Here is a 17,259-nt window from a genome sequence, read left to right on the forward strand (position 1 = left end):
GCCTTTTGCATAAACTCCTTTAAATTTTTAAGGAGTGATTATGGAAACAATCATCAAAGGTGTCAGCAAACCATTATTGAAAAATGAGCGGAAAATAGGCTCAGAGGCTCCTGCAATCATTTTAGAAATGCTCAATGGTGAGATGAAAGTCATCGGTATGATGGCAACCAAAGTGCAAGTGATGATCACCTTACCTTTTCAAAATTCATTGAGTAAAGAGCTTTTAAACATCATTGAGAAATACCAAGAACAAGCATTTATTTATCTTATCTGTAGTACCAAATTAGAAGAAGAGGTCAATATAGAAAATTCATCTGTTGATTTTGTAGAATTTTCAAAGAAATTTGGGGTTTATATTGATGAAACACTCTGTGCAAAATCTCTTTTTATCATCAACAAAGATGGTCAATTTGTCTATAAAGAGATCACCAAGGATGTTGAAGATGCATTTGATCTTGAGATGTTTGAGACAAAGCTTGATGAAGCGATTCATTTCAAGAAAAAAGGGCACGTACATGAGACTTGGATGGGCGCATGAGTGAGCAAACTTTACTTTGGCTTTCAGCTAATGGCTATGATGCCAATGATTTAAATTTCGTTGGTAAGTATGGTAACTCTGCACTGATGAAAGCAGTGCGGGAAGCCAATATTTCCGTTACCAAAGAGCTCATCGAAGCGGGAGTGGATCTGGAACTTAAAAATATTGATGGCAATACCGCCATTTGGAATGCCTGTTTTGGTGGGGACTTCACCTGTGTGGAACTTTTGGTAAAAGCGGGTATCCAACTGGATAATCAAAATGACAATGGTGTAACGGCATTGATGTACTGTGCCAGTTCAGGGAAAGAGGAAATGACAAAGCTTTTGTTGGCATCTCATGCTGATACAACCATCGCGAATTTAGATGGCTTTAAAGCAATTGATCTCGCGAGCACACCGACTATTTATAAGATGCTAAAAGCAAGTATTCACTAAAAAATATCTTTACATGTAAAGATGGTTGGCTCACTGTTGAGTGAGGACTTTTTTTTCAAAAATGCCCCAACCACACTCAAGCCAGAGACGTGCACTTTGATTAAATAGTTCACTTTGTAGGGTTGCTACTTTAGCTTTTGTACTTGCCAAGTTGGCAATAGCACGGCTAAGTTCATCGGCACTGATGAGTTGGTTATCAAAACGTCCTTGTGTAAGGTTGGTATAGGATTCACTGGCTTTTTCTTCGAGTTTTGCGCTTTGAAGCTCGGCATTAAGTGTTTTAATCTCAAGCTCTGTATTTTCCACTTCAAGGGCGACTTGTTGCTTGTATTCTTCTAAATTGAAAAAAGCAGACATCTTAGAAGCGCGTGCTGCATCAATGGTATGTGTATCACTAAAGCCATTAAATAGATTCCATGAAGCACTCAATCCTACATAACTTTTATCAGCATTGGTATAGCCATCACCATTGAGCTCGAGTGAGTCACCTTGCCCCTTCAAAACACCCACCATCGCAATGGTGGGATAATTTTTACTTTTGGCAAGCTCAACACTGCTTTGTGCGACGTCAATCGCTTTTGCCATGACATGTAAATCTTCACGTTCATTTAAGGCGATCTCTTTTGCTCCATCACCATTGGGTATTTCAAAGGTTTGAAGGGTATTTGCTTGAAGCGTTTCTATTTTGGTATTGACGATCAGTGAGAGTTGGTTGAGAAGCTGTTTTTTTTGATTTTGATGGTGAAGCAGTTGCGCTTCAATATCATATTTTTTAGCTTCGATCGCGTAGAGTTCGCTTTGAGCCAAAAGTCCATTGGTGTAAAATCCTTTGGCTTTTTGATATGCTTGATTAATGGCAAGCTCTGAGCTTTTTAAAGCGTCAATAACTCTCTCTTCAGCGATAATAGCGCTAAAAAGTTGCGTGACATGCATGGCAAGATTTCGCTTCAGATTGGTCAGTTTAAGCATTGCTTGCTCATTTTCTAAGCGGGCTTTATCAATGGTTGCTGAAATAGCAAAACCCGTAAAAAGTGGATAACTTAAAATGAGTGCACCCTCAAGATGTCTACGTGTCCCCACATCGGCTTTGGTAACAGGAAAAGAGGGAAGATGGAGCGTCATGTTAGGAATTTCATTAAACTCAATGGCGCTCAGTGTAGCATCCAAGGCTGGAAGGTTTTTCCCTAGTGCTGCTTGATAGAGTGATTCTGAAGCACTTTCAAGTTCTTTAGCACTTTTATAGCTATTACTTTTCTCCAACAAATTTAAAAGTTCCGTGTATGTTTGTGCACAAAGACACAAAGGAAATAAAAGTAGCAGTAAACGTCGCATGAACCGTCCTTGCGAAACATCATGATTATAGTGTTAATAGTATTGCTAATAGCGTTAAATTGCTCTTAATTTAGGTAAAAATATACCAAAGAAGTTATATAATAGTTTACTCTTCAACCAAGGAGCGTGAATGTTAGAAAAACTCAAACAGTATCGTTTAGGTGTGGCTATTTTAGCTTTGGTCTTAATTGCTTCGGGACTTATTATCCATAAACTCATTGCTCCAACGCTTGCAGCCAATTTAGTTCAAGGTTCTGGACGTATGGATGGTGATTTGATAAATTTAAATGCCAAGTATGCAGGGCGTATTTCTACTTTAAACATTCAAGAAGGGCAACACGTTGAGCTAGGTCAAAACATAGCCGTCCTTGCAAGCGAGGAATATGAAGCGCAAAAGGCACAAATAGAAGCCCAAATAAGTGCACGAACACAAGAGTTAAACGCCAAAGAGACAGAGCTTGAAATTGCTTCCAAAACCATTCCTGAAACACTCTCAAAAGCCAAAGACAATCTCTCTATTAAACAACATCAACGCACAGAACTTGATAAAAATATCGCCTCACAAACCAGTATTTTAGCGCAAGACAAGCACGATCTTGAGCGTATGAAAAATTTGTTTGAACACAATCTCATCGAAAAGCGTCAGGTAGAAACCGCAGTGCTCAAATTCCAAACCAGTGGCGATTTACTGGCAGGATTACAACAAAAAAGAGAGCAACTCAGTCTTGCAATCAATGTTGCCAACAGCGAGCTCATCGAAGCAACAGCGCATCAAAAAACATTACGTGCCTTGGAACAAGGTATCGAGGCACTCAAGTCATCCCTGAAAGCGTTAGAAGCGTCTAAAACTCAAATCGAAGCGATCTTACATGAGATGATATTGCGTTCTTCTGTGAATGGCGTTGTCGTGGAAAAAATTGCCAATCAAGGTGAAGTCATCGGGGCTGGAAGTGTGGTTGCTACCTTGCTTGATCCAAACTCCCTTTATCTAAAAATATTTGTCGATACCAAACAAAATGGAAACCTTCAGGTTGGCAATGATGCCGTCATCTTTTTAGATGGAAAACCCAATGAACCCATCCAAGCTAAAGTCGTGCGCATTGAGCAAAAAGCGGAGTTTACTCCCAAAGAGGTCAGTGTTCCGAGTGATCGCATTCAAAGGGTTTTTGCTTTACATGTAAAACCCCTTTCACCACAACCAACGCTCAAACTGGGCATTCCTGCTGTTGGTGTTGTCTCCATGGATGGCAAAGGGTTACCAAAGAGTTTAAACAACGTTCCTGAATGAGTCTAGTATGGAATTAAACGTTCATAACGTCAGTGTCCATCATAAAAAACGTTTAGGCATTGCTGGGGCAAATTTATCTGCACAAGAGGGTGAGATCATCGGCTTTATTGGTGCGGATGGTGCTGGTAAAAGTTCTCTTATTCATGCTATAGCAGGGGTTATTCCATTTGAAGGTGATGTCACATTTAACGGAGTGACATACCATTCACCTAAAGAGGCTGAACCGCTTAAAGCCTCCATCGGACTGATGCCTCAGGGTATTGGGTTGGTGCTGTATGAACTTTTAACCATTGATGAGCATCTTCGTTTTTTTGCCAATATTCACAATATCTATCAAGACAGTGTCTTTGAAGCCTACAAGCTACGTCTTTTAAAAATGGCTGGTCTGGATGCCTTTCAAGATCGTCAAGCAGGAAAACTGAGTGGTGGTATGATGCAAAAGCTCTCACTGATCTGTACACTCTTACACCGTCCCAAACTACTCCTTTTGGATGAGCCGACCACAGGTGTTGATCCATTGAGCCGTATTGAGCTCTGGGAAATTCTTGATGAGATACGCAAGTCTGAAGGAACAATCTCTATCATCAGCACTGCGTACATGCAAGAAGCTGCTAAGATGGATAGAATCTTACTCTTTGACGAGCAAGAGATCATTGCGCAAGGTACTTCAAGTGAATTGATAGATTCTGTTCGATCAATGAGTTATGTTGAGGGTATCACAACAGAAGAACCTTGCATTCATACCTTACATGCGACTTATTGTCTGAGTGCTTTAGAGGAAAGACATATCGAACCGAGTCTTGAAGCGCTCTTTTTTGTTAATGCCCTTCAAAAAGGCAGAAAAATGCCCCTCATTGAGATTACCAATAAAGAAAAAACCATTGATTTACCCGATATTGTTATGGAAGCCAAAGGACTCACCAAAATTTTTGGTAGTTTTATTGCCAATGAAAATGTCGATATGACACTTCATAAAGGTGAAATTTTAGGACTTTTGGGTGCAAATGGTGCAGGAAAAACGACATTTATCAAAATGCTTTTAGGACTTTACCCGATTGATGGAGGAGAGTTAACGCTTCTTGGAAAATCCATTCAAACGCAAGAAGATAGACAAGCACTGAAAGCGAGCATTGGTTATGTGAGTCAACATTTTGCACTTTACAATGATATGAGTGTTGAGGAAAATCTACTGTATGCTGCATCGATGCGGGGTATTACAAACGATGTTGCCAAAAGCCGTATTGCACGTTATGCGTTAGAACTTGGATTTGATGAATTTCTAAACTCGATGCCTCAAGAACTGCCTCTAGGTATCAATCAGCGCTTTTCGATCGCTTCCGCACTCTTGCATGAACCAGTTATTTTATTTTTAGATGAACCTACTTCTGGGGTTGATTCCATTGCAAGAGCAAAATTTTGGGAGCTATTAAAGCTTCTTAAAGAGCGCTGGGAAATCGCTATTTTGATCACCACCCATTATATGAGTGAAGCCGAATTTTGTGATCGTGTCGTATTGTTGCGTCAAGGCAAAAAGATCGCCGATCATACGATTGCGGAGTTTTACGCCAAACACCCTAATGCGCAAAGTTTTGAGGAGATTTTCTTGGAGTATTACCGATGAAATTGGGTGTCATCAAGGCCTATGTGCTCAAAGAGCTTACGGAGATTGTACGATCTCGCCTGATTATTATGGTTTATTTGTTACCTACGATGGTATTGGTGCTCTTTGGGTATGGTATTCGAATGGAAGTAACGGGTGCACGTACACTTATTATTGACAACGATCAGAGTCATTATTCACAGCTACTTGTGAGTAAGTTTGAACACTCTAAATACTTTGATTCCACTATTGAAAAACGAGGTGAAGCCAAGGCACTTGATGAAATTCATAAAGCTAAAAGTGACATTCTCATCATCATCCCTGAGAGCTTTGAGAAGCGGCTTTTACATGGGCAATCTACCCAAATCGGTGTCTTTGTGGATGCCGCTTTCCCGATGCGAGGCTCAACAATGGAGAGTTATGTCAAAGGTGTTGTCCTAGATGCTGCCAGTCAGATGTTGGAGCGCTTAGGAGGCAATGCTCCAACGATTAGCATTAACCAGAGGACACTCTTTAACCAAGCAATGCGTGATGAAGATGCTATCGTTCCAGGACTTATTGGGCTTGTTTTACTCATTGCTCCAGCTATTTTGGCTGCCCTTTTGATCGTTAAAGAGAAAGAGCGAGGGACTATTTTTAATTTTTATGCATCACCACTTTCGAAAGGGGAGTTTATTGCGGCTAAGCTGATTCCTGTTTTTTTACTGCATTCGATCAATATTTTTATCCTTTTTCTTTGGGCAACATATCTGTTTGAAGTGCCGTTTCGAGGTAGTTTCTTGCTCTATTGGCTCACGTCTGAGCTCTATTTGATGATTAGTCTCTCCATTGGGATGCTGATTTCTATCGTAACCAGTACGCAAATTGTAGCGGTGGTTTTAACGGTCATTGTGACCATCATTCCTGGATTTTTGTATTCAGGTATTTTGATGCCGATCTCTTCAATGATTGGTGTTTCACGCTATGAAGCGCACATTTTTCCGGTGATGTACTACAACCATATTCTTTACGATGTCTTTTTAGTGGGAGAAGGGCTGGCTTCGTCTAAAACTGTAATGTACATTGTTATTTTGGCCTTTTATGCTTTTTTTATGCTGACTCTTGGAAGTTTTTTACTTAAAAAGGAGCTCAAATGAAAATATTTTGGGCTGTTGTTGGGAAAGAGTTACTGAGCTTTATACGTTCATGGCAGTTGGTTTTTGTTGTGCTTTACGCCTTTAGTTTTGAAGTTTACATTGCTGGCAGTGGCATTGAACTTAAACCTCGTAATATTGCCGTTGGGTATATAGACAGTAGCGGAGGAGGACTCAGTCAGAAGTTTTTGAGTTACTTCCATGCGCCTGAATTTTTAGAACCCGTTTTATTTGAGTCACAAGAAAAACTCTCTCAAGCGGTATTTGATAAAGAGATCATGGTAGGCTTAGTATTTGATGATACGTTTGAGCAAAATTTTCGTAAAAAACATGCGACTACTTTGAATGTTTTACTTGATGCCACAGCAGCATCACAAGCCTTTACAGCTCTAAGTTATTTGCAAAATATCGCGATTAATTTCACAGCACGTTCCTTTCCTGTGGAACTTGTGACCCACAAACTCTTTAATGAAAACGCCGATAACCACACTTTTATGGCGCTGACAGAACTGCTCTCGATCACAACGCTTTTATCGGTCATTTTAACCGCCGTCGTGTTTGTGAAAGAGAAAGAGGAGGGGACATGGGACATTATGCTTTTGATGCCAGTGAATGCAAAAATTATCATTTTAGCAAAGTCTTTTTCACAGGTGATTATTGTGATGGTGGGCATTGTTATCTCGGTGGGCTTTGTGATTTTTGGAGTGTTTAATACGCCAATTAATGGTTCGTTTTTTGCCTTTTTACTGCTCAGTTTTCTCTATGCTTTTACAGGCGCTGGTATTGGACTTTTCATTGCAGCGATTGCTAAAGATGTCATGCAAGTCGCACAACTTGCCATCGTCATCATGCTTCCTCTCATTTTTCTCAGCGGTGCGTGGACGCCCATTTATGCGATGCATCCGTTGTTGCAGAAGTTCTCACTCATCTCGCCACTGCGGTATTACATCGAAGGAACGGAGAGTATTTTCTTTCGTGGAACACCTGTTTTGGAGCTTTACCCGTATTTCTTGGGGGTAACAGTAGTCGGGAGCGTGCTTTATTTTATTGGTTTTCGTAAGATTGGGCGATTGTTTTGATGTTACTGAAACTTGTCGATTACCATTGGCAGAATCTTTTTACATGTAAAGATTAATGTAAGAAATTTTTGATACCTGTAAAAATGAGCTGAGCTGAGAGTGCAGAAAGAACCAGTCCTGTTACTTTACTAAAGACAACAAGTCCCGTGCGCCCAATGAGCCTTTCGATATGCCCTGAGAGATACAATAATAACCCAATGCTAAAAATAGCCACTAAAAGTGCGCTTGAGCCTAAGATAAGATCTTCAAAACCATCCATATCGGCTCCCATAACCATTAAAGCACCCACGGTTCCAGGTCCTACGGTAACTGGTATTGCCAAAGGCACAACGGCATGTTTTAAGATATCGGCTTTACATGTTGGTTCTGCATTAATGTCTTTTTGAACCAAATCAACAGCGGTTAAAAAAAGTAGAGCACCAGCTCCAATACGAAATGCATCAAGGGTAATGCCAAAGAGTTCAAAAATATATTTTCCGAAAAAAAGAATAATAAGACATGTAATAGAAATAGCCAATGTCACTTTAACTGCAAGGCGCTTTTTATCGCTCTCATCAATTCCTTTTGTCATCGACAAAAAGATGGTCGTAACAAAAAATGGTGTCATAATAAAAAAGAATTTGACATAAATTGCAAAAAAAGTTGAGAGGTGAATCATGTATGCTCCTTAAAAAGAGTTGGCATTATAGCACTTTTTCAGTTCCTCTTTGGCAGAATAGGGGCATGAAAAAAGAGATCCTTTACCTAACCGAATACTTAGCTAAAAGTGAAAGCGAGCAAGAGCGAACTTTTTATGCACTATTGATTCAAAACCTTGCCGACTTAGAGGTGTACTCACCGACTAAATTGACACAAGCGCAGATTGCCTCTTTGATGTCACGACAAGGATTGAGCGTTCCTTCTAGTTTTAAAGAGGGAATTCAAGCACTCGATACTTTATTTGAATCATTCATTCCAAAGCCACTTCAAGAGGCAAAAAAAACTCTTTTTATGACTCTTCTTCATGCAAACTTTCCTAAAAAGAAAGGTTTTTTGAGTGTCTCTTTAGAGCTTTTTCTCTCACAACTAGAACCTGTTGAAATGAGCATCTATGAGAGCCTATTAGCCTATGTTGCTGGACTCAACCGTGCTCTTGCTCTTTTCTTTATCTTAGGTAAAGAAGATACTCAAAACTTTACACCTGAGCGTTTAGTTGCTTTTGGAGAATCTTTACATGGTAAACTTTTAGCATTTCTTTTTAATGAAGAAGAGACGGCACTTTTGAATCAAGGTCTTAAAGAATTACTGGGTGTTTACCTCAGTTTATATGGCAAATATCTTTACATGTAAATCGAAAACAGTCAATTTTAGTCTTTTGCTTACGTTATAATTGTCATTATAAATTCTAAAGGTTTAGAAAATGAATGAAGAAGAAAAAGAACTCAGTTGCGCTGAATGTGGAACACTGAATTGCCATAAACATGATAGTAGATATCCTAAATTTTGTTTAACAACCAATGTTGATGAGCAGATGCTAGAAGAATCTCTTGCCTGTTATAAAGAAGAAGAGGGAATGGATCGCAAAATTGCACTGGCCGCTGCTGATATTGAAGGTAAATACTATGGACAATTAACACGTGTTGAAGAAATATTAGCCTTTGCAAGACGCATTGGTGCAAAGAAAATTGGTATTGCATCCTGTGTTGGCTTAGCTGCCGAGTCCAAAATTTTTGCTGAGATTCTTAAAGTCAATGGATTTGATGTTTTTATGGCAATTTGTAAAGTAGGTTCTCGTGATAAATGCGATATTGGGCTTGAAGAAGAGCAAAAAATTCGCCCAAACACGTTTGAGCCGATGTGTAATCCTATTCTTCAAGCCAAATACCTCAATAAAGCAAAGACAGATCTGAATGTGATTATGGGGTTGTGTGTTGGACATGACTCATTGTTTATCAAATATGCGAAAGCAACCACAACGTATCTTGTAGTCAAAGATCGTGTTTTGGGGCACAATCCTATTGCCGCATTGCATTTAACACAGACGTACTATAAAAAACTTTTAACACCTAAAGCGTATTAATTGGTTATACTCTATCAATAAAGAGAATTGAAAGGCGGAAAATACAAAATGTATTTTTGGATAATGATGATATTTTTCGTACCATTTTCTCTTTTTGGTGTTGAACTATCGTTAGATGAAAATACTTATCTTAAAAAACTAGGCACTGTTAACGTCTGTGTTGATCCCGATTGGGAACCTTTTGAGATGATAGATCAAAAAGGGAATTATACAGGTATTGGTGCTGATCTTTTGCATCTGGTTGCCCAACGCATTGGGCTTAAGATTACTGTTTTGCCGACAAAAGATTGGGACGAGAGTATTGCGTATTCCAAAGCAGGTAAATGTCAAATCATTAGCTTTCTCAATCAATCTCCTTACCGAGATACATGGCTTTTGTTTACAAAACCACATTTTAGTGATCCCAATGTTTTTATTACTCGAGAAGAGCACTCTTTCATTGGTGATCCTCATGATTTGGTCAATGAAAGCATTGTTTTTCCCACAGGAACAGCGATGGAAGAGCTTGTTCGCACAGAGTATCCAAATCTCAACATTATAACCACGCACTCTGAAATGGATGCTTTCCAACTGGTCTCCAATAAAAAAGCAGACATCGCAATGCGCTCACTCATTGTGGCAGCGTATACACTGAAAAAAGAAGGAATGTTTAATCTCAAAATTGCAGGGCAATTACCCGATTATATCAATAAAATGCACATGGGAGTCATACAAAGTGAACCGATGCTTCGGGACATTTTAGACAAAGGTATTGCAACCATTAGTGCTGAAGATCGAGCGAATATTGTCAATAAATATGTGGCAATTAAAGCTCAAACCGTTTACGATTATAGCTTACTCTTGAAAATTGTTTTTGGGTTTATGATTTTGGGTCTATTGTTTCTATGGCGTTATTATGAGCTCAAAAAATATACTAAAGAGTTATTGTACCTTTCAGAAACAGACATTCTTACCAAAATGTACAATCGAATGAAGATCGAAAAAGAGTTGGTTATGCAAGTTGAGCGTGCTAAAGCCATGAAATATTCTTTTTCTATATTATTGATTGATTTTGATTTTTTTAAGATCATCAATGACACCTTTGGTCATCCTATTGGTGACAAAGTCTTGATTGAAATGGCAGACCTTATTAAGCGAAGTATTCGCTCTGATGATAGGATTGGACGTTGGGGTGGAGAAGAGTTTTTAGTGCTTTGTCCACAGAGTAATGAAGATGAAGCACTAAATATTGCCAGACGTATTCAAATGGCAATTCATACAGGTGTTTTTTCGACCCATAAACATCATACGGTTAGTATTGGTATACGAACATTAACAGATGAAGACACACCTTATACGCTAATATCACATGCTGATGACGCACTGTATAAAGCAAAAAATACAGGTCGCGATACAATTTGTTGTTCTTCTTCTAGCACATCTATTTAAATAAAATACTTCCCAAACGAATCATGTTAGAACCACAGGCAATTGCTAATTCAAAATCTCCACTCATACCCATTGAACAATATTTCGCACCATAATTTTGGAGTGATTCAAAGATTTTATGCGTGGTTTCAAAGCTCTTTTGAATAACAGCGCACTCTTCGGTATGTGCACCAATACTCATGACACCTTTAAGCTGAAGGTGTTTACATGTAAGCACGATTTGTTCATACACTTCGATTGCTTGCTCAGGCAGAACACCCGCTTTTTGTTCTTCATAGGCACTGTTGATTTGAAGCAGAACGTTCATGGTTTTATTCTTTACATGTAAACGTTTGTCGATCTCTTGGGCAAGCTCTAAAGAGCTTAGAGAGTGCATCAATGATGGCTCTAAATCGATGAGTTGGTTGATTTTGTTGGTTTGTAATCGTCCTATAAAATGCCATTCAAGTGGGAGGCGTGAAAGTGCATGAACTTTGTCACTCATATCTTGAATTTTATTTTCACCAAAACAACGTTGACCTGCATGGTACATCGCTTCAATCATAGAAGGATCAGCGCTTTTACTTGCTGCAACAATCTTAACAATCAAGTGTTGATCGACACTCAAACGCGCTTTTTCAACGCGTGTGAGAATATCATCCAAAGTATTTACAAAATTTTTAGTTTCCATTGGTTAGCCTGTAAATATCATTAAAAATACTCAAAGCCATAAGGCTGAGTAAAAATATCCATCCCATTGACGTCATAGCCGTAAGTACACGCTCACTGGGTGCTTTTTTGGTCAACATTTCGTAGGCATTAAACATAATGTGTCCACCATCAAGGGCAGGAATTGGTAAAAGATTGAGAACGCCAAGGTTAACAGAAATAAGTGCCGTCAATGCAAAAAGCGCCACAAGACCAGCAGCGCTCGCCTCTGAAGTGACTTGAACAATCGAGATGATACCCCCTAACTCTTTAGGTGAAACAACCCCTTCAATGAGTTTTTGAAGACTGGTTAAAATAAGTGTGGTTGCCTTTATGGTTTGTTCATAAGCAAATCCTGGAAGTTCACTGATGCTATAAACCATTTCAATCGTTTTACCGCTTGGGAGAACACCAATCATTTTTTTCTGTTTTGTCTCTCCAAACATATTTTTGTATTCACTAATTTTTGGTGACAAAACAATCGTTTGTACGCTTCCTGCTCGCTCAACTTTCATTTGCATTGAACCACTATTTTTTTGAATGAGTATACTCACTTCATCCCAAGTTTCAATGAGTTCGTTATTAATCATTACAATGCGGTCATTCTCTTGGAGACCTGCTTCTAAAGCAGGGGAGTTTGGACTAATTTTACCAATAATTGGAGCAAATTTTGTTACTCCCATCGTCCCTACAGCAAGAAAAAGCAAGAAAGCAAGTAAGAAGTTCGCAAAGGGACCTGCAAAAAGGATAATAATACGTTTCCATGGTGCTTTGGTTGTATAACTGTCAGCATCATAACTGACTTTTGTTGGATCACGATCGTCTTGTCCCTTCATCTGCACATAGCCACCTAACGGAATGAGACTTAGACAATACTCTGTATGACCAACGATTTTTGAAAAGATCTTTTTTCCAAATCCAATGCTGAAAACTTCAACGTGAACACCAAAAAATCGAGCGGCAAGAAAATGTCCTAATTCATGAAAAAAAATGAGAAACGAGAGAACCAATATTGAGGTCAGTGTACCCATCAGTTGCTCTCTATTTTTGTGTAGCCAATGATATATTCATAACCAGAGTACAATGTAAGTCCAACAGCAACCCATAAAAGTAACTCAGCATAAGGCCAGTTCATCATTAAAAAGCCAATGGCAATCATCTGAAAAACAGTTTTGACTTTACCCGCCATACTCGCAGCAATATTCTTACCTTCACCCATTGCCGCTACACGAAGTCCTGTAATAAAAAATTCACGTGTTAGGATAAGAAAAATGGCCCAAGGGTTAGCCCGATCAATCATCATCAGTCCCAAAAATGCCGCTAAGGTAAGCATTTTATCAGCAAGTGGATCAAGAATAGCACCCAGTTGTGTTTTCTGATTCCAATTACGTGCAATATAGCCATCAAAAAAATCTGTTGCGCTCGCAATAACAAAAATAAGTGCAGCAAAGTAATCTAACCAACTTACATGTAAGCCCTTAAACAAGGGTAAATCACGATTGACTAAAAGAATAAACATAAGGGGTGCTAAGCCAATACGCATAGAGGCTAGAAGGTTTGGAAGATTCATCATTTAAACGTTGTACCACCATCAATCAGCATGGTGTGCCCTGTAATCCATGATGCCTTATCTGAACAAAGGAATAAACAAGCTCCAGCTAAGTCTTGTGGTTGCCCCATACGACCTAAAGGTGAAAGTTTAGCGGTGATATCACGAACCTCTTCATAGTTAGTAAAAGCTCTTAAAGCATCGGTTTCGATAGGCCCACCACTCACAGCATTGACACGAATACCTTTACAACCAAGTTCCGCTGCAGCATAACGAACCATTGTCTCAACAGCCGCTTTTGCGGTACCATGACCTGCATAATTTTCAATATAAACGAGATTTCCAGTAGATGAAAGAGAGATAATACTTCCCCCTCCAATTTTTTCCATACGTTTAGCCGCTTCTTGTGCACCCACGACAAAAGCATTGACCGTTGCTGTAAAGATGTTGTTAATACCACGAGGTTTAAGTTTCATAAACTTGGTATATCCACCCACAACTGGTCGACCAGAAATGATCGCGTTAGAGATAAAAAAGTCTACACGATCAAAATCTTTGTCAATTTCCAAGAAAAGATCTTTATAGGTCTCTGGTTCTAAAATATTGAGAGGATATGCTTTGGCTTTAATGCCAAATTTTTCTTCTAAATCTTTCACTTGCTCTTGTGCTAACGCTTCATTTGAATTGTACGTAAATGCAATATTCACACCTGCTTGGGCAAATTCATGAACAATGGCTTGACCGATACCTCTGGTACCGCCGCTAATGACAAGTGTTTTTCCCTTCATTAAAATCCTTTAATCGTATATTTTTTAAGTGTATTTTCAATGCGTTTCATATTGTCGTTGCTTGGAGCACACAGAGGCAAACGATATTCCAGTGTTTCAAGCAAACCAGCAATATACATTGCCGCTTTTATAGGAATAGGATTACTTTCGCAGAAAAGTGTTTTATTGATCTCATACAGTGAATCATTAATGGCTTTTGCCCCATGAAAATCACCTTTAAGCGCTAAGTGTGTAAGCTCTGCAATTTGGTCAGGTAGAATATTTGATGTGACGGAAATTACACCTGAGCCTCCATTGGAAAGAATAGGGTAATTGATCGCATCTTCACCGCTAAAGACAGAGAGTTGCGGCTGATGTGCGAGTAAATCTACACAACGATCAATCGAGCCTGTTGCCTCTTTGACACCAAAAATATTAGGACAAGCACCAAAAAGTCTAAAGATGGTATCGGGGAGTAAATCACATCCTGTACGTCCTGGGACATTGTACAACAACACAGGAATATCAACAGAACCTGCAATCGCTTTATAATGTTGAAAAAGACCTTCTTGTGTTGGTTTGTTATAGTATGGTGTTACAGAAAGAATAGCATGCGCTCCATGTGCTTGTGCAAATTTAGCCAATCCAATGGCTTCATGGGTTGCATTACTTCCAGCGCCTGCAAGAACTTTGACAGCACTATGTGAGCAAACATCGACTGCTATTTCAATACAACGGCGGTGTTCATCATGATCTAGTGTTGCACTTTCACCTGTTGTTCCAACAGGGACAACAACATCTATGCCATTTTTAATCTGTCTTTCTATGAGTTTTGCATATTGAACTTCATCGAGTTTTCCATTTTTAAAGGGTGTGATAAGAGCGGTCATCGCTCCTTGTAACGCCTGTTGCATTTTAATAATCCTTTCTTAATATAACTGTGGTAGATGATTGTGGAACTAAATATTTATTGACAACTTTAATTATATCTTCTTTTTTGAGCTTGTTAATCCCCTCTTCATAGTTCAAAAGAGGTGTAATGTCACCTTTTGCAAAATAGGAACCAAAAAGGGTTGCAAGATCGCTAGAACTTTCTAAATTATGAATAAAATCAGCTTTTGTATTGATCTTAATCTTTTCAATATCTTTATCACTGACATCGTCTTTTTTAAGGCTATCAATAATTTTGAGTATTTCAGTTTCAACACTTTCTGCTTTTACACCTGGATTACAGACCGCTAAAAATAAAAAGACAGAGGGATCTTTTGCTTCCATTGCATAGCCATAGATTTGATTGACCAGTTTCTTTTCATCTACTAAAATACGGTGTAGCTTGCTACTTTTTCCACTGCTTAAAAGCTCACTTAAAGCAGAAAGTGCCACTTGGTCTTCGTGTAGAAAATTTGGAATTTTATAGGCAATAGCCACCATTTCAACTTCACTCTCTTTTTTAATAAAAAGACGTTTTGCACCATCTTGTTGTGGTTCAACTTGATGATGTACCTTTGGAAGAGGCGTAGAATTTTTAATGTCACCAAAATATTTTGTAACATTTTTGAAAACATCTTCGGGTTCAATGTCACCCGCAACCACAACAATGGCATTTGAAGGTTGATAGTATTTTGAGTGAAAACTACGAATATCTTCAATGCTCCAATTTTTTATATCATCTATAAAACCAATGGGTGTCCAATGGTATGGATGGTAGGTAAAGGCATTATTGAAAAGTCTAAAGTAGAGATAACCAATGGGTGAATTATCCGTTCTCCATAGCCTCTCTTCTAGAACAACATTACGTTCTGGTTGAAATTCTTCATCAGTGAGTTTAAGATTTTGCATCAGTTCTGCAAAAAGCTCCAATGATTTTGGTAAATTTTTGGATGAACTTTTGATGAAGTAATGCGTGTAATCAAAACCTGTTGATGCGTTATTCACGCCACCAAAGCCTTTAACAATTTCATCAAATTCACCGGTCTTAAGGTTCTTAGTCGATTTAAAATTAAGGTGTTCAAGCATGTGGGCTATACCACTTTTACCCATAATCTCATTGCCGCTACCGACTTTATAAAAAATATCTGTCGTAATAACATCGCTTTTATTATGCATGGGAATGACAACAATTTGAAGTCCATTCTCCAATGTTTTAGTAAAGTGCTCAGGTAGAGAGTTAGCCATTAATGCTCCTAAAAATAGTAAAAATAGTAGTATCTGTTTCATTGTTTATCATCTCCTATCGCTTCCTATAACTTCACTAATATGATTAAATCCATCTTTTTCCATGCGCTCCAAAATACCAAGATTGATTGCACGGTTAAGAGAAGGTCCTTTAAAAATGAATGCCGAATAAATTTGAATCAAACTTGCTCCCGCTTTCAGTCTTCGGTAGGCTTCATCCGCTGAATCAATACCCCCAACTGAAATGAGTGTCGTTTTGCCAAAAAACTCTTTCGCGAGAGCTTCAAACATGACAAAACTTTTTTCTGTTAGCACTTTGCCGCTCAGACCACCAAAGTCTCTTGCATTGGGAATCAAAGAATAGTCAACGGTTGTGTTGGTTGCTACGATTCCCGCAGCTCCATTTTCAAGGGCCGTTGAGCTTACATGTAAAGCATCATTGATCTCAAGATCGGGTGCAATTTTAAGAAGTACCGGTTTTAAGGTTAACTCTTTTGCCATCACAAAAAGATCTTTAATAAATTGCTCATTCTGCAAATCTCGAAGACCTGGAGTATTCGGAGAAGAGATATTGATGACCAAATAATCGCTTAAATCTTTAAAGCGTTTAATTAACTTTTCGTAGTCTTTGAGTGCATTTTCAACCGTAGTCGTTTTGTTTTTTCCTATATTGGCACCTAAAGGTGTTGCAAAGGGGTAAAGTGACTCTAAGCGCGTGCCGACTTTATACATACCTTCATTGTTAAATCCCATTGCATTTTGAATGGATTCTTGTTCTACGTAGCGAAATAACCTTGGTTTTGCATTGCCATTTTGTGGCTCAGGCGTAATCGTTCCATACTCAATATGACCAAATCCAAGAGCGGTAAGCATTTGAATCATCGTTGCATTTTTATCAAAACCTGCACCAAGACCCAGAGGATTTAAAAATGTTTTACCAAAAATAGTTTGTTCCAAACGTTTATCATGAATAAAAAAATGCTCAGCCAATGGTGAAAGAATAAAAGGAGCATAGGTGGCACCATTCTTAAAGAAAAATTCTGCAATATGGTGGGCATTCTCAGGAGAGAAGTTAAACATGAATTTTTTCATCAGGCCATAATAATCAAACATCTTCTATTTCCTTCAATATAAAGTACGCGATTATACTCCACTAAAGATAAAAGATGGTTGATTTTAGCCCTTTT

The 17,259-nt window shown here is 38.6% G+C and carries 18 protein-coding genes; 9 read left to right on the plus strand and 9 right to left on the minus strand.

Features of this window, described 5'->3' with window-relative positions:
- Window positions 1-40: 40 nt before the first annotated feature.
- Together FA584_RS06365 and FA584_RS06370 are read left to right on the plus strand one after the other, a co-directional pair.
- Window positions 41-538 (plus strand): thioredoxin domain-containing protein, encoded by a 498-nt coding sequence (locus FA584_RS06365; protein WP_087438593.1) that lies wholly within the window; start codon window positions 41-43, stop codon window positions 536-538.
- Window positions 535-975, plus strand: a complete 441-nt coding sequence (locus tag FA584_RS06370; protein WP_087438594.1) for an ankyrin repeat domain-containing protein — start codon at window positions 535-537, stop codon at window positions 973-975. The genes FA584_RS06365 and FA584_RS06370 overlap by 4 nt, the downstream gene beginning before the upstream one ends.
- Before the next feature lie 30 nt (window positions 976-1,005).
- On the opposite strand, the gene FA584_RS06375 is transcribed toward FA584_RS06370, so the two are convergent.
- On the minus strand, window positions 1,006-2,307 hold the full coding sequence (locus tag FA584_RS06375; protein ID WP_087438595.1) for a TolC family protein: 1,302 nt from the start codon (window positions 2,305-2,307) through the stop codon (window positions 1,006-1,008).
- A 130-nt stretch (window positions 2,308-2,437) separates the two neighbouring features.
- Here FA584_RS06375 and FA584_RS06380 point away from each other — a divergent pair, with 130 nt between their 5' ends.
- Genes FA584_RS06380 through FA584_RS06395 form a run of 4 tightly spaced genes read left to right on the plus strand, consistent with a single transcriptional unit; the run spans window position 2,438 to window position 7,407 of the window.
- Window positions 2,438-3,595: an HlyD family secretion protein gene (locus FA584_RS06380; protein ID WP_167750570.1), complete on the plus strand. Its 1,158-nt coding sequence runs from the start codon at window positions 2,438-2,440 to the stop codon at window positions 3,593-3,595.
- A gap of 7 nt (window positions 3,596-3,602) precedes the next feature.
- Window positions 3,603-5,216: an ATP-binding cassette domain-containing protein gene (locus FA584_RS06385; protein WP_167750571.1), complete on the plus strand. Its 1,614-nt coding sequence runs from the start codon at window positions 3,603-3,605 to the stop codon at window positions 5,214-5,216.
- A complete protein-coding gene (locus FA584_RS06390; protein WP_167750572.1) occupies window positions 5,213-6,331 on the plus strand; it encodes an ABC transporter permease in 1,119 nt (372 codons plus the stop codon). The genes FA584_RS06385 and FA584_RS06390 overlap by 4 nt, the downstream gene beginning before the upstream one ends.
- Entirely contained in the window at window positions 6,328-7,407 is a 1,080-nt protein-coding gene (locus FA584_RS06395) for an ABC transporter permease (RefSeq protein ID WP_167750573.1), read from the plus strand. The genes FA584_RS06390 and FA584_RS06395 overlap by 4 nt, the downstream gene beginning before the upstream one ends.
- A gap of 52 nt (window positions 7,408-7,459) precedes the next feature.
- On the opposite strand, the gene FA584_RS06400 is transcribed toward FA584_RS06395, so the two are convergent.
- Window positions 7,460-8,065, minus strand: a complete 606-nt coding sequence (locus tag FA584_RS06400) for a MarC family protein (protein WP_088437344.1) — start codon at window positions 8,063-8,065, stop codon at window positions 7,460-7,462.
- Between the two features lie 65 nt (window positions 8,066-8,130).
- On the opposite strand from FA584_RS06400, the gene FA584_RS06405 reads away from it, so the two are divergent.
- The 3 genes from FA584_RS06405 (at window position 8,131) to FA584_RS06415 (ending at window position 10,894) form a co-directional block, all read left to right on the plus strand.
- Entirely contained in the window at window positions 8,131-8,736 is a 606-nt protein-coding gene (locus tag FA584_RS06405) for a hypothetical protein (protein WP_087439857.1), read from the plus strand.
- A gap of 70 nt (window positions 8,737-8,806) precedes the next feature.
- Window positions 8,807-9,466: a DUF1847 domain-containing protein gene (locus tag FA584_RS06410; protein WP_088437345.1), complete on the plus strand. Its 660-nt coding sequence runs from the start codon at window positions 8,807-8,809 to the stop codon at window positions 9,464-9,466.
- A gap of 48 nt (window positions 9,467-9,514) precedes the next feature.
- Window positions 9,515-10,894 (plus strand): diguanylate cyclase, encoded by a 1,380-nt coding sequence (locus FA584_RS06415; protein ID WP_191342092.1) that lies wholly within the window; start codon window positions 9,515-9,517, stop codon window positions 10,892-10,894.
- Here the strand turns inward: FA584_RS06415 and FA584_RS06420 are convergent.
- Genes FA584_RS06420 through FA584_RS06450 form a run of 7 tightly spaced genes read right to left on the minus strand, consistent with a single transcriptional unit; the run spans window position 10,887 to window position 17,185 of the window.
- The gene (locus tag FA584_RS06420) at window positions 10,887-11,564 is read right to left on the minus strand and encodes a YggS family pyridoxal phosphate-dependent enzyme (RefSeq protein ID WP_087438600.1); all 678 of its coding nucleotides are present in this window, start codon (window positions 11,562-11,564) and stop codon (window positions 10,887-10,889) included. The genes FA584_RS06415 and FA584_RS06420 overlap by 8 nt on opposite strands.
- A complete protein-coding gene (gene rseP, locus FA584_RS06425; protein ID WP_087438601.1) occupies window positions 11,554-12,612 on the minus strand; it encodes an RIP metalloprotease RseP in 1,059 nt (352 codons plus the stop codon). Before rseP ends, FA584_RS06420 begins: the two co-directional genes overlap by 11 nt.
- Window positions 12,612-13,154: a CDP-diacylglycerol--glycerol-3-phosphate 3-phosphatidyltransferase gene (gene pgsA / locus FA584_RS06430; RefSeq protein ID WP_167750575.1), complete on the minus strand. Its 543-nt coding sequence runs from the start codon at window positions 13,152-13,154 to the stop codon at window positions 12,612-12,614. The genes rseP and pgsA overlap by 1 nt, the downstream gene beginning before the upstream one ends.
- Entirely contained in the window at window positions 13,151-13,918 is a 768-nt protein-coding gene (locus tag FA584_RS06435; protein WP_087438603.1) for an enoyl-ACP reductase, read from the minus strand. Before FA584_RS06435 ends, pgsA begins: the two co-directional genes overlap by 4 nt.
- Window positions 13,918-14,811, minus strand: coding sequence for a 4-hydroxy-tetrahydrodipicolinate synthase (gene dapA / locus FA584_RS06440; protein WP_087438604.1), 894 nt, complete (start codon window positions 14,809-14,811; stop codon window positions 13,918-13,920). The genes FA584_RS06435 and dapA overlap by 1 nt, the downstream gene beginning before the upstream one ends.
- A gap of 1 nt (window position 14,812) precedes the next feature.
- On the minus strand, window positions 14,813-16,072 hold the full coding sequence (locus FA584_RS06445) for a M16 family metallopeptidase (protein WP_226372268.1): 1,260 nt from the start codon (window positions 16,070-16,072) through the stop codon (window positions 14,813-14,815).
- A 48-nt stretch (window positions 16,073-16,120) separates the two neighbouring features.
- Entirely contained in the window at window positions 16,121-17,185 is a 1,065-nt protein-coding gene (locus FA584_RS06450) for a quinone-dependent dihydroorotate dehydrogenase (protein ID WP_167750576.1), read from the minus strand.
- Window positions 17,186-17,259 lie beyond the last annotated feature (74 nt).

The organism is Sulfurospirillum diekertiae (assembly GCF_011769985.2).
GTDB lineage: Bacteria > Campylobacterota > Campylobacteria > Campylobacterales > Sulfurospirillaceae > Sulfurospirillum > Sulfurospirillum diekertiae.